The organism is Superficieibacter sp. BNK-5, from assembly GCF_047456055.1.
Classification (GTDB): Bacteria; Pseudomonadota; Gammaproteobacteria; order Enterobacterales; family Enterobacteriaceae; genus Superficieibacter.
The window spans coordinates 2663079-2678410 of the sequence record NZ_CP179893.1; the positions used below are offsets into that span (position 1 = coordinate 2663079).

Genomic DNA, 15332 nt, shown 5'->3' on the forward strand with positions numbered 1-15332 from the left:
CCTTTAAATTACAATTGAAAGAGAAATTTATTCTCCGGGAGAGGACAGTGTTAGATAAAATTGACCGTAAACTGCTTTCACTGCTTCAGCAGGACTGTACCCTGTCTTTGCAGGCGCTGGCCGATGCCGTTAATCTGACCACCACCCCGTGCTGGAAGCGGCTGAAAAAGCTGGAAGATGACAAAGTGCTGCTCAGCAAAGTGGCGCTGCTGGATGCGGAAAAACTCGGCCTCGGACTGACCGCGTTCGTCCTTATTAAAACGCAGCATCACAGCAGTGAGTGGTATAACCAACTGGTGAAGGTGGTCACCGAACTGCCGGAGGTGCTGGGTGTCTGGCGCATGGCGGGGGAGTATGACTATCTGATGCAGGTGCAGGTCGCCGACATGAAACGCTACGATGATTTTTATAAACGGCTGGTGAGCCGCGTGCCAGGCTTATCTGACGTCACGTCAAGCTTTGCGATGGAGCAAATCAAACATACGACGGCGCTCCCCATCGAGTAATTTCCCGACGTTGTCGTCGGGCCAATCGGGAATTCAGGATTTTATCGCGTGCGATTATTTGCTCAACTAAGCTGGTACTTCCGCCGGGAGTGGCGACGCTATCTCGGGGCAGTGGCTTTGCTTATCATTATTGCTATTCTGCAACTGATCCCGCCCAAAGTGGTGGGCATCATCGTCGACGGCGTTACCCAGCGGCACTATAGCGCCTCGCAGGTGCTTCAGTGGCTAGGGCTGATGGCGCTGATTGCGGTGGTGGTGTATCTGCTGCGCTATGTCTGGCGTGTGCTGCTGTTCGGTGCGTCCTACCAGCTTGCTATCGAACTGCGCGAAGATTATTACCGCCAGCTCAGCCGCCAGCATCCGGAGTTTTACCTGCGTCACCGTACCGGCGACTTAATTGCCCGTGCGACTAATGATGTCGATCGCGTGGTTTTTGCTGCCGGGGAAGGAGTATTAACGCTGGTCGATTCACTGGTGATGGGCTGCGCGGTACTGATCGTCATGTCTACGCAAATTAGCTGGCAACTGACGTTGCTGGCGCTGGTGCCGATGCCGGTGATGGCGATGATGATCAAGCGCAACGGCGATCAACTGCATGAACGTTTCAAACTGGCGCAGGCGGCGTTTTCATCGCTGAACGACCGCACCCAGGAAAGCATGACCAGCATCCGCATGATCAAAGCCTTTGGTCTGGAAGATCGCCAGTCGGCGCTGTTTGCCGCCGACGCTGCCGATACCGGGGCGAAGAACCTGCGCGTTGCCCGTATCGATGCGCGTTTCGATCCCACTATCTACATTGCGATTGGCACGGCGAACCTGCTGGCGATTGGCGGCGGGAGCTGGATGGTGATCAACAACACCTTAACCCTTGGCGAGTTGACCAGCTTCGTTATGTATCTCGGGCTAATGATTTGGCCAATGCTGGCGCTGGCGTGGATGTTTAACATCGTTGAGCGCGGCAGCGCCGCCTACAGTCGTATTCGCGCCATGCTCTCTGAAGCGCCAGTGGTCAACGACGGCACCGAAACCCTGCCGCCAGAGCGCGGCACGCTGGAGGTGGCTGTCGCGGAGTTTCGCTGGCCGCATGCGGCGCATCCTACGCTTAACAATGTCAACTTCACGCTAAAACCAGGGAAAATGCTGGGAATTTGTGGGCCGACCGGCGCGGGTAAAAGTACGGTGCTGGCGCTGATCCAGCGGCATTTCGATGTCGATAGCGGAGAGATTCGTTTCCACGATATTCCGCTTCCCCACCTGAAAATCGATAACTGGCGTAGCCGCCTGGCTATCGTTAATCAGACGCCGTTCCTGTTTTCCGATACCGTTGCCAGCAATATTGCGCTGGGCAAACCGGGTGCCACCCAGCAGGAAATTGAGCATGTGGCGCGCCTTGCCAGTGTCCATGAGGATATCCTGCGTCTGCCGCAGGGCTATGAGACGGAAGTGGGCGAACGTGGAGTGATGCTTTCCGGCGGGCAAAAACAGCGTCTTTCCATCGCGCGGGCGCTGCTGGTCAATGCGGAGATCCTGATCCTCGACGATGCGCTTTCAGCGGTCGATGGTCGCACCGAACATCAAATTTTGCATAACCTTCGCCAGTGGGGCGAGGGGCGTACTGTGATTATCAGCGCGCATCGCCTCTCTGCCCTGACCGAGGCGGATGAAATTGTCGTTATGCAGCACGGACACATCAGCCAGCGCGGCGAGCATGAAACGCTTGCCGCCCAGCCAGGCTGGTATCGCGATATGTACCGCTATCAGCAGCTTGAAGCGGCGCTGGACGACGAGCCGGAGGAGGCCAGCAATGCGTAGTTTTGGACAGTTATGGCCCACGCTCAAACGTCTGCTGAAATATGGCTCGCCCTGGCGTAAACCGCTGGCGCTGGCAGTCGGAATGCTATGGGTCGCGGCCATTGCGGAAGTCAGCGGTCCGCTGCTGATCAGCTATTTTATCGATAATATGGTCGCAAAACGCACGCTACCGCTGGGGCCGATTTGCGGCCTGGCAGCGGCCTATATTGGCCTTCAGTTGCTGGCCGCCGGACTGCACTATGCCCAGTCGCTATTGTTCAATCGGGCCGCGGTGGGCGTGGTTCAGCAATTACGCACGGATGTGATGGATGCCGCGCTGCGCCAGCCGCTCAGCGCCTTTGATACCCAGCCTGTCGGGGAGCTGATTTCACGCGTCACGAATGATACTGAAGTGATCCGCGATCTCTACGTCACCGTCGTCGCCACGGTACTGCGCAGTGCGGCGCTGGTCGGGGCGATGCTGGTCGCTATGTTCAGCCTTGACTGGCGGATGGCGCTGGTCGCCATCACCATCTTCCCGGCGGTGATCATTGTGATGCTGATTTATCAGCGCTACAGCACGCCGATTGTCAGACGGGTACGCGCCTGGCTTGCTGAAATCAACGATGGTTTTAACGAAGTCATCAATGGCATGAGCGTGATCCAGCAGTTCCGCCAGCAGGCGCGTTTCGGCGAACGGATGCGTGAAGCCAGCTATGCGCACTATCAGGCGCGCATGCAAACCCTGAAGCTGGACGGCTTTTTATTACGTCCGCTGCTCAGCCTGTTCTCCGCGCTGGTCCTGTGCGGATTACTGATGCTGTTCGGCTTTACCTCCGTCGGCACTATTGAGGTCGGGGTGCTGTATGCGTTCATTAGCTATCTGGGACGGCTCAACGAACCGCTGATTGAGCTGACGACCCAGCAGTCAATGCTTCAGCAGGCGGTAGTTGCTGGCGAGCGCGTTTTCGAATTGATGGACCGTCCTCGCCAGGATTACGGCGGTGATGACCAGCCATTGCGTAGCGGAACCATTGATATTGAGAATGTCTCTTTTGCCTATCATCAGGACCGACTGGTTTTGCAGGATATTAACCTGCACATCCCTTCGCGCAGTTTTATTGCGCTGGTCGGGCATACCGGCAGCGGCAAAAGCACCCTTGCCAGCCTGTTGATGGGTAACTATCCGCTCACGCAAGGCGAGATCCGTCTCGACGGGCGGCCGTTAGCCTCGCTGAGTCACTCGACGTTGCGCCACGGCGTAGCGATGGTCCAGCAGGATCCGGTGGTGCTGGCGGATTCATTCCTCACCAACGTCACCCTTGGCCGGGCCATCAGTGAAGAACAGGTGTGGCAGGCGCTGGAGACGGTCCAGCTTGCGGAGCTGGCGCGCGGAATGAGTGACGGTATCCACACGCCGCTAGGCGAGCAGGGGAATAATCTGTCGGTCGGGCAAAAACAGCTTCTGGCGCTGGCGCGGGTGCTGATTGATACCCCGCAGATCCTGATCCTTGACGAAGCCACGGCCAATATCGACTCCGGCACGGAACGGGCAATCCAGCTGGCGCTGGCGGCGGTGCGTAAGCAGACCACGCTGATTGTTATTGCTCACCGCCTGTCGACAATTGTTGACGCGGACACCATCATGGTCCTGCATCGTGGACTGGCGGTGGAGCGTGGGACACATCAGCAGCTTCTGGCGGCGCAAGGACGTTACTGGCAGATGTATCAACTCCAGCTTGCCGGAGAAGAACTACAGTCCGACAACCAGAACGAATCCCTGAGCGCCTGACGCACCACTTTCAGGCATCTCGCTCGCGACGGGATTTTCTGGTGCAATAACACAACGCATCATGCACCAGCATGGTGCGTTTTTTTTGACCAGCCCTAATCTGAACTCCGGTCACACTTTCTGCCTGCATATTCTCCGCGCTCCGCCACACAAAATCATTTCTGGCACGCCGCTTGCTTTACTTCATCCGTGTGAGCTGCGGCCAAAACTGAATTCTGACTGGAGGGGATCTATGAAGCTGGTAACAGTGGTAATTAAGCCATTTAAACTCGAGGACGTGCGTGAAGCGCTCTCTTCTATTGGTATTCAGGGGCTTACAGTGACCGAAGTAAAAGGCTTCGGACGTCAAAAGGGGCATGCCGAACTTTATCGTGGCGCAGAGTACAGCGTGAACTTTCTGCCGAAAGTGAAGATTGATGTGGCTATCGCTGACGATCAGCTGGATGAAGTGATCGACGTCATCAGCAAAGCGGCCTACACCGGAAAAATTGGCGATGGCAAGATTTTTGTCGCCGAGCTGCAACGCGTTATTCGCATTCGTACCGGCGAAGCCGACGAAGCGGCACTTTAACTCCTGGCACACAGTGATAGGGAACAAGACAATGAAGATAGCAACGATCAAAACGGCTCTGGGGACGGTGGCGCTATTACCAGGTCTCGCCATGGCAGCACCGGCGGTGGCGGATAAAGCCGACAACGCCTTTATGATGATTTGTACGGCGCTGGTGCTGTTTATGACCATCCCCGGCATTGCGCTGTTTTACGGCGGTTTGATCCGCGGGAAAAACGTGCTTTCCATGCTCACGCAGGTAACGGTGACGTTCGCGCTGGTTTGTGTGCTGTGGGTGATTTACGGCTACTCGCTGGCCTTCGGCGAGGGCAACAGCTTCTTTGGTAACTTCAACTGGGTAATGCTGAAAAACATCGAGCTGACGGCAGTGATGGGTAGTTTCTATCAGTATATCCACGTTGCCTTCCAGGGTTCTTTTGCCTGCATTACCGTTGGCCTGATTGTCGGTGCGCTGGCAGAGCGTATCCGCTTCTCTGCGGTGCTGATTTTTGTCGTGGTCTGGCTGACGCTCTCCTACATCCCGATTGCGCACATGGTCTGGGGCGGCGGTTTGCTGGCGACCCACGGCGCGCTGGATTTCGCGGGCGGCACCGTGGTTCACATTAACGCTGCCATTGCCGGGCTGGTGGGCGCGTATCTGATTGGTAAACGCGTAGGCTTTGGCAAGGAAGCGTTCAAACCGCACAACCTGCCGATGGTCTTCACCGGCACCGCTATCCTTTATGTCGGCTGGTTTGGCTTTAACGCTGGCTCAGCCAGTGCGGCTAACGAAATCGCGGCGCTGGCCTTTGTGAATACCGTCGTCGCCACGGCGGCCGCTATCCTGGCGTGGGTATTTGGCGAGTGGATCACCCGCGGTAAACCTTCTCTGCTGGGCGCCTGTTCCGGTGCCATTGCCGGACTGGTTGGCGTCACGCCTGCCTGCGGTTACATCGGCGTCGGCGGCGCACTGATCGTCGGTATCGCGGCGGGTCTGGCGGGACTGTGGGGCGTCACCATGCTCAAACGGGTACTGCGCGTTGACGATCCGTGTGATGTTTTTGGCGTCCACGGCGTGTGTGGTATTGTCGGCTGTATCCTGACCGGGATCTTTGCGGCAACGTCGCTGGGTGGCGTTGGCTATGCAGAAGGCGTGACCATGGGGCATCAGGTGCTGGTACAGCTGGAAAGCATTGGCATCACGATTGTCTGGTCGGCGGTAGTTGCTTTCATCGGCTATAAGCTGGCCGATATGACGGTTGGATTGCGCGTGCCGGAAGAGCAGGAGCGCGAAGGTCTGGACGTCAACAGCCACGGCGAGAATGCGTATAACGCGTAAATGTTAAACCGGGCAGAACTTCCTGCCCGCTATTAGCCGATGTACTGGCCCGGCAGATGACCATCGCCGGGCTTTTATTTCTGTTATCCCCGGTTACGCATCACCCCTTCCTGCACGGTAGAGGCAACCAGCACACCATCCTGAGTATAAAACTCGCCGCGCACAAACCCACGTGCGCTGGAAGCGGAGGTGCTTTCCACGCTATAGAGTAGCCAGTCGTTCATATTAAATGGACGATGGAACCACATAGAGTGGTCGATAGTCGCGACCTGCATCCCTTTTTCCAGAAACCCCACGCCGTGTGGCTGAAGCGCTACCGGTAAAAAGTTGAAATCTGAGGCGTAGCCCAGCAAATACTGATGGACGCGTAAATCTTCCGGCATCGGACCATTGGCGCGCATCCACACCTGACGGGCAGGTTCGGCAACGTGACCTTTCATCGGGTTATGAAACTCGACCGGACGAATTTCCAGCGGCTTATCGCTGAGAAACTTATCTTTTACCTGTGGCGGTAACAAATGCGCCAGCGAGCGGGCGATATCGGTTTCTGATTTCAGCGAATCAGGGGCGGGGGCGGGCGGCATCGTTTTCTGATGTTCATAACCCGATTCCGGAGCCTGAAATGAGGCCGTCATATAAAAAATCGGCTTGCCGTTTTGCACGGCGGCCACGCGGCGAGCGCTGAAACTGTTACCATCGCGTAAGACCTCAACGTCATAAACGATCGGTTTTTGGCTGTCGCCGGGGCGCAGAAAATAGCTGTGAAAAGAATGGACCAGCCGTTCTTCCGGCACGGTCTCTTTTGCCGCATAGAGTGCCTGACCCACTACCTGACCGCCAAAGACCTGACGCAGGCCTAAATCTTCGCTCTGGCCGCGAAATAATCCTTCTTCGATTTTTTCCAGATTTAATAATGTCAGCAAATTGCTTAACGCCTGACTCATAGCTTTCCTCAAGTAAATAGCGGGCTGTGCAGTTCATTATAACCCAGAAAAGCAAGTGGTCCGATGGGTTCAAAAATCTGATTAACGGGCTGATTCCAGGCAAAAATAAGTGACTTGTGCCACACTTAATCACGTTGTCTTTCAGTTGACCACTCATCTGGTGGGAATCAATCTCGCAGTGCATAGCGTATAAGGAGAACGTAATGAAAGTCGTGCACATGTTAAGTGGTATTGCCGTAGTAGTTGCTCTGGCAGCCTGTGCTGATAAAAGTGCAGATATTCAGACCCCAGCACTCAACCCTAATACTTCTGGTGTGGCTTCTCAGTCTGTTATTAAGCAGCCAAATGTTTCAGGGACGGTATGGATCCGTCAGAAAGTTGCATTACCGCCTGACGCGGTTCTCACCGTGACGGTTTCTGATGCTTCTCAGTCAGACGCGCCGTCAAAAGTCATTGCGCAGAAAGCCGTTCGTACCGAGGGCAAACAGCCGCCTTATAGCTACGTGCTGCCCTTTAACCCAGCGGATATCCAGCCGAACGCACGGATCCTGCTCAGTGCAGCGATTACGGTTAAAGATAAGCTGGTGTTTATTACCGATGGCGTGAAACCGGTTATCAACCAGGGCGGCACCAAAGTCGACCTGACGCTGGTCCCGGTTCCGCAGACGGCCGTGCCAATTCAGTCAAGCGGTGGTGCAGCGACGACGGTTCCGTCAACGTCGCCAACGCAAATCACCCCGTCTTCTGCTGTTCCTGCGCCGACCGTGTACTAATGACAATGCCCTCATCTCCAGGATGAGGGCGTTTTAAAATACCCAGCGGTAATGCTGGAGATCGATTTTCCCGCTCCCCGAGACCTGCACACCTTCCGCAAGCAGCGCCTGCCGTTGACGCTGAAGATCTGGCCCGGTCAAAGAGATAATCCCGTGTCGATTTACCACCCTGTGCCAGGGAAGGGTAGATCCTTCGGGCAGACGCTTTAACACGCCTCCCACCTGACGCGCCGCCCGGGGCGATCCCGCCAGACGCGCAACGTCACCATAGGTCGTCACATATCCCTCCGGGATTGCCGCCACAATTTGCCACACGCGCTGGGGAAATGAGTCTTCTGGATCCATGTTCTGCTCCTGAATGGGGATGGTAGCCAGCATAAGCGTATGGAGAGGGGGTGTGAAGCCCGAAAAAGCGCTTGTGCAATAAACCAGCATACGGTTCTCCCTGGCTTGCAATTGCCGGGCGCAGCAGTGATAATGCGCCTGCGCGTTGGTTACAACGCTCTCAATGGAGGCTCTGTTGGTTCTCCCGCAACGCTACTCTGTTTACCAGGTCAGATCCGGAAGGAAGCAGCCAGAGCAGATGACGTGTGTGCCGGGATGTAGCTGGCAGGGCCTCCACCCATTCTGGTGTTCATTCTTTCTTGTCCCTGATGTTGTCTGAGCCACACCGCTCGAGCATTTCTTATTATCGTCCTCAGCAATATTATTGTACTTATGTTTACCCCCGCTCACCTGCTGCCTGTCATCATCCTGAAAAAATTCCTTCATTCTTCTGTCATAAATCACAGGCAGAATAACAATGGGATTAGTTTCGGGATAAGAATTATCTGTGGAACGCACAATAAATCGACGTTGTATATTACCTACAAGGGAAGCGTTAACCATGACTACTGTAGTCTTGAATGTCAAAATTGAAGAGACGCTGAAAGATAAGCTTCGTCAGTATGCAGAAGTAAATAATGAGAATTTGAGTACCGCAACGGAGAAATTATTGCTGTCGGCGTTTGAACTGGCCGATGACGTGGATGTTTCGGAAGATGACATTGATAGTCAGCATACTGAAGAGGAAGTTACTCCTTTTACTCCTAAAGAAATCAAAGCATTACGAAAAATTCTGAAGAAGAGAAAATGAAACCACAAACCTCAGTAGCGCGTAGTTATACCGAAGCCTGTGAGCTGTTGCGTTCAGGCTATGTTAAACAGGTTCGCCTTAACTGGAATGTTGGCAGCGATGAGTTTTTTCGTATCGCGTCAGACTGGTGCGATACCGGGGCGAAAATTAAAAAAGAGGGCGGAAGTTTTATCATTTCGCTGAAAGGATTTCCGATACCTCCTCAACAATAATATTACTGTCATGCCTGTATCACTAAAGTGAAATAGCAAAAAGTCATGATGACGAAAATGAGAAAGTCGTTTTACCACCTCATTTTGTTCAGGGATGACGTTTACGGCGGGGATGTTACCCGCCGCTATTTTCTTTTCCGCATGCTATTCAGGATACTTTGGTAAACCATTTCTTGCGATCGATGACGTCGCCATCGGTACGAAATATCCCGTCACCCGTGTAGTGCAGGGTTTGCGGCCATTCCGGCTCAGGTTTAACTCGAGCGGCAACGACTTCAAAAATGAAAAAGTTGTAGCGTTCAATCATTGCGTCATCGTACAGACGGCATTCGAAATTCGCATGGCATTCTGCAATGGATGGCGCGCTGACCTGCTGGCTTTTTTCCGCCGTCAGGGAGAAAGCGTCAAACTTATTGGTGGTCTCCGCGCTGCAATTGCCGATTTTTGCCACCGTGTCAGCCATCGTGACATCGGGCAAATTAATCACGCATTCACCGCTCTGTCGAATACGCTCAAAGCTGGCATTGCCTGCTGAAATCATGCAGCCCACCAGTGAAGGGGAAAATTCAAGGATGGTATGCCAGCCAAGCGTCATAATATTATCCTGTTCCTGCCAGCGACTGCTGATAAGGACGACAGGGCCGGGTTCCAGCCAGTGACGAACATCTTCCACCGGCCAGTTGTGCTTTTTCATCGACGTTACCTCCTTTCGGTCCAGGCAATAAATGCCTGTTTATCAAGAGCTTTACTGTAAAGCCAGCCTTGCCCAAACTCGACGCCATGCTCGCGTAGCCAGGTTTCCTGCTGTGGGGTTTCAATACCTTCCGCCACCATTTTAAGATGAAGCGTTTTTGCCAGCGTAATAATGTGCGGCGTGACGTTGTTATAGTCCAGCGCCTCAACGAAAGACTTATCGATTTTAAGCCGGTCGGCTTTAATTCCGTGCAGATAGCTAAGACTGGAAAAGCCGGTGCCAAAATCATCAATATAAATAGCATGGCCCATTTTTCGATAACCTGCGATAACCGGCGCACTCGTTTCAGGATCGGCAAAGCTGCGTTCGGTCAGCTCCAGAGCAATTTGTCCGGCATCAAGATGCCAGTACGCGATCTGCTGCTCCAGCAGCATCGGGAGGGCTGGATTGGCCAGATCGGTTGCCGAAATATTAATGGAAATATGCAGGTCCGGATGCTGTTGCAGCCACTGCCCCAAATCGGCGAAAACGCTCTCCACAATCAATTCTGTAAGCGGCGTTATAAGCCCGGTTTGTTCCGCCAGAGAGATAAAAATATCCGGCGCGAGAAAAGTGCCGTCGGGCTGCGGCCAGCGAGCCAGCGCTTCCGCGCCCGCCAGTCGTCCATCTTCGAGCACAAGGATCGGCTGATAATGAACAACAATCTCCCTGGCGCGGATCGCCTCCAGCAGGCGCTGGTGTGGCGACTGAAGGCGGCGCAGGATGCGCAGAATATACCAGGCTGCCAGCAGACTTATGGCGCCGCCAAAAGGAAGCCAGTACAACAACTGGCGTCGCCAGTCCTGATCCAGCGGGGTAGTAGAGGTCCAGGTCAGCGTGGCCACGTTGAGCGCCGGATAGCGCGTGATGTAGTACATAATATCGTGATGTTGGAACTGCATCTGATGCGTGTGTATCGCCTGTACCCAACCGTTGTCTGCCAGTGGCGCGCTGCTGGCAATCACCAGGTTTCTTTTTATACCGATCAGGGCGACATTGATCGGCCTGGTTCCATAGGGCAGAACATCAATCAATGATTCGGGGTCGATCATCACAACATAGTGCGCACTGCCGAGCGCGACCATATCATGCTCAATACCCAGATCGCTTTTTGCGGTATACCAGAAGCGATAGCCTTTGGGCGTCATCGCCAGTGGCTGCGGAAAAGCGGCGCTTTTTTTCATGCCTTCCAGCGACGAACAAACGGGCTGTAGCCCCCTGAAATAAAGGATTTCCTGAATATAACGGTGGCTGTAAGAGACGCGACGCATTTCCTGTAAATGCTCACGACTGCACGACGTGAGGTTAATCTCCTCCAGCCGTTGCAATGCGTCTTCGGCCTGGTTAGCGACTTTGGTAGTGCGTAACATCACTCTGGCGGAAAAGCTTTCCAGTTCACCGGTAAAAAGCCGGGTGGCGTTTTGATGCGCCATCCAGACGCTCAGGCTGACCGGCAGTAGCGCGGTAATAATCAGTACAGCGGAGATCAACACGATCAGACGCCGGGTTCGCATGGTTGATCTTCCTGTCTGGTGACGAATGGCGCGCTACTAAAGAAAGTCTCTGCAAATAATAGCGCTGGATCCGCTATTATACCTTGATCTAATTTAGCGAGAGCGCAATGAAAAAAAGCGAATTTGTTACGCAGGATCTGCTTAGTAAAATCTATCAGAACGATCCCTCTGGTTCGCGTAAACTTCCGCCGGAGCGCCAGCTTGCTGAAGAGTATGGCGTGTCGCGCTTCACCATCCGGCAGGCGCTGGAAAAGCTGGTACGGATTGGCGTCGTGCGGATTGTGCATGGCTCCGGGATCTGGATCAACGCGTCGGCGCATAGCAATCCGCTGGTCTATAACTCCATTACCGAAAAACGCTTCGATCAGATCCGTTTTCGAATGATTAGCCTGCATAAAAAACGCCCTGACCGCGATGAGCAGCAGATCTTTGGTATCAGCGAAGAGACGTTTATCTGGCAGTTTTGCCGGCTGCGCTATGTCGATGAGATAGCCGTGCAAATTGAAATCTCGCGTATGCCGGTCACGCTGTTTACCGATCTTAACCAGCAGGTCATTGAGCAATCGCTACAGCAATATGTGCTGAGTAAGGGCTATCAGATTTCACATTTGCTGACCAGTTATCGGGCGGTCAGCGTCAGCCGTGAGCAGGCAGCGCTGTTGGGCTGTAAAAAAGGCAGCCCGGCGATGCATATTAATAATCGTGGGATGTTAAACGGCGGTCAGGTGTATGAAATCAGCGATATTATTGATATCAACTACACCTGTACTTATGTCATTCCCCATAATCGCGATAATCTCGCCTGGCGTCAGGGCGTGTGAATCGCGCCGTCGGCGAGGCGGCTTTGCGTCCAGTCGTGCGGGCGGTACACCACCGGATACTGCTTCGCCAGCGTTTCATCAAATGCCACCCCAATACCTGACTGCTCCGGTGGATAAATAAATCCCTCTTTAACCTGCGGCGCACCGGGAAAAACGGCGTCGGTGGTGGCAGAACGAGGAATAAATTCCTGAATCGCCGCGTTGTGCAGATGAATATTCAGATGGGTATTCACCGCGACGCCAATCGGACTCATATCACCCGGCCCGTGCCACGCGAGGCGAACGCCAAATGCCTGACACAGCACGGCCAGTTTAAGCGCAGGCGTGATCCCGCCGATCTGCGAAATATGGCAGCGAATAAAATCAATGCGCCGGTTCACGATCAAATCGTGCCATTCGGCAGGATTATTAAACAACTCACCCATCGCCAGCGGCACGCTGCTGTGCTGACGGACCTGCTCCAGCCAGGCGCTCTGCTGGGGCGGCAGGATATCTTCGATAAACCACGGACAGTAAGGCTCGAGCTGTTTTGCCAGTTGTACCGCTTGCTGCGGAAACAGCCGCTCATGCACATCGTGCAAAATATTCAGTTTTTCGCCGTACTTCTCCCGCAGCGCCCGGAACATGGCGACGGTGTTATGCAGGTACTCTTGCTGGGAATAATACGCTCCGGTAGTGGGATTATCCGGCGTTCGTAGCTGTTCAGGCGTGCCGCCATAAAAGCCGAGCTGGCAACGAATGTGCTGATATCCCTGCGCCAGTAACCCATCGACAGCCATGAACAGTTCTTCCAGCGTTTCGCCGCTGGCGTGCGTATAGGCAGCAATCGCGTCGCGCGATTTTCCCCCAAGCAACTGGTAGAGCGGCATGTCGGCCAGCTGCGATTTAATATCCCACAGCGCCATATCAACGCCAGAGATGGCGTTATTCATCACCGGACCATTACGCCAGTATGCGTTAACGTTCATCATCTGCCACAGGTCTTCAATATGATTGGCATCACGGCCCGTGAGCAAAGGCGTCAGATACTCCTCGACCACCGTTTTTACAGCCAGTGGACGCTGCTGGAACGTCGCGCAGCCGTGGCCGGTAACGCCTTTATCCGTGGTCACGCGAACGGTCACGAGGTTATGACGGTCGGGACGGGTGACGAAACACTCGATGTTTTTGATGATGGTTGGGGTCACGGCAATTACTCCTGTGCTGCGGTGAACTCATTCACTGAATGCAATTTGCTGATTATCATCCTCTAAAATTTACGGACAGGTAAACGCTTTTTTTATTATTTATTTTGGTCAGTTATTTTTTATTTTTTTAATTAAAAAACGTACCAATTACAGGTTTTATTCCCTTTATCCTCTTTGTAGTAAGTAAAGTGTGAGCGCGTTCATATTTTATTGGTTTGTTTTGTTACCCTGGTTTCTCTACCCTCTGTAACAGCACTAAACACTATCAGGGTAGCGGGCAGGGGTGGTTATGGGAACGGAAGAAGCGATTACCAGTATTATTCGGCTGGTGGGCGGGCAGGAGAATATCAATAACGTCTGGCATTGCATGACCCGTCTGCGTTTTGATTTATTGGATGATAATAAAGTCGACCAGAGTGAGATTAAGAAATTGCCAGGCGTACTGGGCGCGCAAATCCAGAGCGATCAGTTTCAGATTATTATCGGTCCAAAGGTTAACGGCTGGTACGAGCAACTGCTGACGGCACTGGGGCAAAAAGCGCCGGCGACCCCGCGCGGCAAGCAAGAGCGTAAAAGCCTGGTGTCGCTGTTTATGGATACCGTATCCGGCGTGTTTGGTCCTATCGTACCGGCCATTGCAGGGGCCGGGATGATCAAAGGCTTGCTGGCCGGACTGGTTGCGCTACAGGTAGTGCCCGCCAAAAGCGATACGGTAATTATCATCGATCTGATTGCCAGCGGCGTGTTCTACTTCCTGCCGTTTTTCCTCGCGGTATCGGCGGCGAAGATTTTCAAAACCAATGAATACCTCGCCGCCGCCGTAGCAGCCTGCCTGATGTATCCTTCGCTGATTGAGGCCGCCAAAGCCCTGGCGGCGCATCAGGAAGGGGCGGCCAGCACGTTCTGGCTGCTCGACGCGGTGCCGGTCCCGGTATTTAATTACGCCTCCAGCGTGATCCCGGTGATCTTCTCCATTCTGGCATTGAGTTACATCCATCGTTGGGTGGATCGTTTTATGCCGGACATCCTGAAAACGGTCTTTACGCCAACGCTTACCCTGTTTCTGGCGGCATTAGCGGCGCTGGTGATCATCGGGCCGACCGGTATCTGGCTGGGTAAAGCGCTGGCCTGGTTTATCGAAGGACTGTTTAGCATATCGGCGAGTTTCGCGGGGCTAATCGTCGGGGCCATTCGTCCGGTGGCGATTTTGACCGGTATGCATCACGCGATGACGCCCATTGCGCTGCAAAACTTCAGCGATCGCGGCTATGACATGCTGATGCCGATGATGTTTATGGCGAATATGGCGATTGCCGGTGCCACCTTTGCTATCTGGCGTATGAGTCGCGATCGTCAGGAAAAAACGGTGACGCTGTCGGCGGCTATCTCGGCGTTGCTGGGGATCACCGAACCCGCACTGTTTGGCGTACTGACGCGTTACAAGAAAGCGTTTATCGCGGCAACGGTTGCCAGCTCGCTGGCCTCGGCATTTATTGCGTTCTTCGGCGTGCGGCTGTACGGCTATATTTTATCGAGCATTTTTAGCCTGCCAGCCTATATCGGACCCTATTTTGTCTTTGCGATTTCCGGCGTGGCGATGGCGCTAATCCTCTCGTTTGTGCTGACCACCGTACTGGTTGGCAGAGAACAATAATCTTTTATCACTCTGCGCCCGGGGCGCAGAGTAGTGTCTTTTACCGTAGCCCCTCTTGATCTTTCATTACGGCCAGGCTATTTTATTGTTATGTTATAACATATAAATTGAGGCTGTTATGAAACCGGATATCCATCCGCATTACCGTACCGTCGTGTTTCACGACACCAGCGTGGACGAATATTTTAAGGTCGGCTCTACCATCAGGACCGATCGTGAAATTGAGCTGGAAGGGGTGACGTATCCTTACGTCACGCTGGATGTCTCGTCTGCTTCTCACCCTTATTACACCGGGAAACAGAAAACCCTGAGCAATGAGGGCAGCGCCGCGCGTTTTCAGCAGCGCTACGGTCGTTTTATTGGTGCGAAAAGGAGCTAAAT

The 15332-nt window shown here is 53.8% G+C and carries 16 protein-coding genes and 1 other RNA gene; 12 read left to right on the plus strand and 5 right to left on the minus strand.

The features are described 5' to 3' along the window. Positions 1 to 47 precede the first annotated feature (47 nt). The 5 genes from ACMGGS_RS12810 (at position 48) to amtB (ending at position 5978) form a co-directional block, all read left to right on the plus strand. Entirely contained in the window at positions 48 to 506 is a 459-nt protein-coding gene (locus ACMGGS_RS12810) for an Lrp/AsnC family transcriptional regulator (protein ID WP_414162978.1), read from the plus strand. 48 nt (positions 507 to 554) lie between these two features. Beyond that, the gene (locus ACMGGS_RS12815; RefSeq protein ID WP_414162979.1) at positions 555 to 2318 is read left to right on the plus strand and encodes a SmdA family multidrug ABC transporter permease/ATP-binding protein; all 1764 of its coding nucleotides are present in this window, start codon (positions 555 to 557) and stop codon (positions 2316 to 2318) included. After that, entirely contained in the window at positions 2311 to 4089 is a 1779-nt protein-coding gene (locus ACMGGS_RS12820; RefSeq protein ID WP_414162980.1) for a SmdB family multidrug efflux ABC transporter permease/ATP-binding protein, read from the plus strand. The genes ACMGGS_RS12815 and ACMGGS_RS12820 overlap by 8 nt, the downstream gene beginning before the upstream one ends. Before the next feature lie 232 nt (positions 4090 to 4321). Continuing rightward, entirely contained in the window at positions 4322 to 4660 is a 339-nt protein-coding gene (gene glnK, locus ACMGGS_RS12825) for a P-II family nitrogen regulator (RefSeq protein ID WP_002891893.1), read from the plus strand. 31 nt (positions 4661 to 4691) lie between these two features. Next, the gene (amtB, locus tag ACMGGS_RS12830; RefSeq protein WP_276164038.1) at positions 4692 to 5978 is read left to right on the plus strand and encodes an ammonium transporter AmtB; all 1287 of its coding nucleotides are present in this window, start codon (positions 4692 to 4694) and stop codon (positions 5976 to 5978) included. Positions 5979 to 6061: 83 nt separating this feature from the next. On the opposite strand, the gene tesB is transcribed toward amtB, so the two are convergent. Next, entirely contained in the window at positions 6062 to 6922 is an 861-nt protein-coding gene (gene tesB, locus ACMGGS_RS12835) for an acyl-CoA thioesterase II (protein ID WP_414162981.1), read from the minus strand. 203 nt (positions 6923 to 7125) lie between these two features. Between tesB and ACMGGS_RS12840 the strand changes: the two genes are divergently transcribed. Further along, on the plus strand, positions 7126 to 7695 hold the full coding sequence (locus tag ACMGGS_RS12840; RefSeq protein ID WP_414162982.1) for a YbaY family lipoprotein: 570 nt from the start codon (positions 7126 to 7128) through the stop codon (positions 7693 to 7695). 33 nt (positions 7696 to 7728) lie between these two features. Here ACMGGS_RS12840 and ACMGGS_RS12845 read toward each other — a convergent pair whose 3' ends face one another. Continuing rightward, a complete protein-coding gene (locus ACMGGS_RS12845) occupies positions 7729 to 8073 on the minus strand; it encodes a methylated-DNA--[protein]-cysteine S-methyltransferase (RefSeq protein ID WP_176917445.1) in 345 nt (114 codons plus the stop codon). Positions 8074 to 8213: 140 nt separating this feature from the next. Here ACMGGS_RS12845 and ffs point away from each other — a divergent pair. From ffs to ACMGGS_RS12860, 3 genes are all read left to right on the plus strand, one after another. Beyond that, positions 8214 to 8310, plus strand: an RNA gene (gene ffs, locus ACMGGS_RS12850) — signal recognition particle sRNA small type. A gap of 271 nt (positions 8311 to 8581) precedes the next feature. Continuing rightward, positions 8582 to 8830, plus strand: a complete 249-nt coding sequence (locus ACMGGS_RS12855) for a hypothetical protein (protein WP_414162983.1) — start codon at positions 8582 to 8584, stop codon at positions 8828 to 8830. Further along, on the plus strand, positions 8827 to 9042 hold the full coding sequence (locus tag ACMGGS_RS12860) for a hypothetical protein (RefSeq protein ID WP_176917447.1): 216 nt from the start codon (positions 8827 to 8829) through the stop codon (positions 9040 to 9042). Before ACMGGS_RS12855 ends, ACMGGS_RS12860 begins: the two co-directional genes overlap by 4 nt. A 148-nt stretch (positions 9043 to 9190) precedes the next feature. Here ACMGGS_RS12860 and ACMGGS_RS12865 read toward each other — a convergent pair whose 3' ends face one another. Together ACMGGS_RS12865 and ACMGGS_RS12870 are read right to left on the minus strand one after the other, a co-directional pair. Beyond that, positions 9191 to 9736, minus strand: a complete 546-nt coding sequence (locus ACMGGS_RS12865) for a flavin reductase family protein (protein WP_414162984.1) — start codon at positions 9734 to 9736, stop codon at positions 9191 to 9193. Between the two features lie 5 nt (positions 9737 to 9741). After that, on the minus strand, positions 9742 to 11289 hold the full coding sequence (locus ACMGGS_RS12870) for an EAL domain-containing protein (RefSeq protein ID WP_414162985.1): 1548 nt from the start codon (positions 11287 to 11289) through the stop codon (positions 9742 to 9744). A gap of 107 nt (positions 11290 to 11396) precedes the next feature. On the opposite strand from ACMGGS_RS12870, the gene ACMGGS_RS12875 reads away from it, so the two are divergent. Next, positions 11397 to 12110: a GntR family transcriptional regulator gene (locus tag ACMGGS_RS12875; protein WP_414162986.1), complete on the plus strand. Its 714-nt coding sequence runs from the start codon at positions 11397 to 11399 to the stop codon at positions 12108 to 12110. On the opposite strand, the gene ACMGGS_RS12880 is transcribed toward ACMGGS_RS12875, so the two are convergent. Next, positions 12098 to 13297, minus strand: coding sequence for an enolase C-terminal domain-like protein (locus ACMGGS_RS12880; RefSeq protein ID WP_414162987.1), 1200 nt, complete (start codon positions 13295 to 13297; stop codon positions 12098 to 12100). The genes ACMGGS_RS12875 and ACMGGS_RS12880 overlap by 13 nt on opposite strands. A gap of 289 nt (positions 13298 to 13586) precedes the next feature. Here ACMGGS_RS12880 and ACMGGS_RS12885 point away from each other — a divergent pair, with 289 nt between their 5' ends. Together ACMGGS_RS12885 and ACMGGS_RS12890 are read left to right on the plus strand one after the other, a co-directional pair. Further along, positions 13587 to 14951, plus strand: a complete 1365-nt coding sequence (locus ACMGGS_RS12885) for a PTS transporter subunit EIIC (RefSeq protein ID WP_414162988.1) — start codon at positions 13587 to 13589, stop codon at positions 14949 to 14951. Between the two features lie 118 nt (positions 14952 to 15069). Then, positions 15070 to 15330 (plus strand): type B 50S ribosomal protein L31, encoded by a 261-nt coding sequence (locus tag ACMGGS_RS12890; RefSeq protein WP_103674942.1) that lies wholly within the window; start codon positions 15070 to 15072, stop codon positions 15328 to 15330. Positions 15331 to 15332 lie beyond the last annotated feature (2 nt).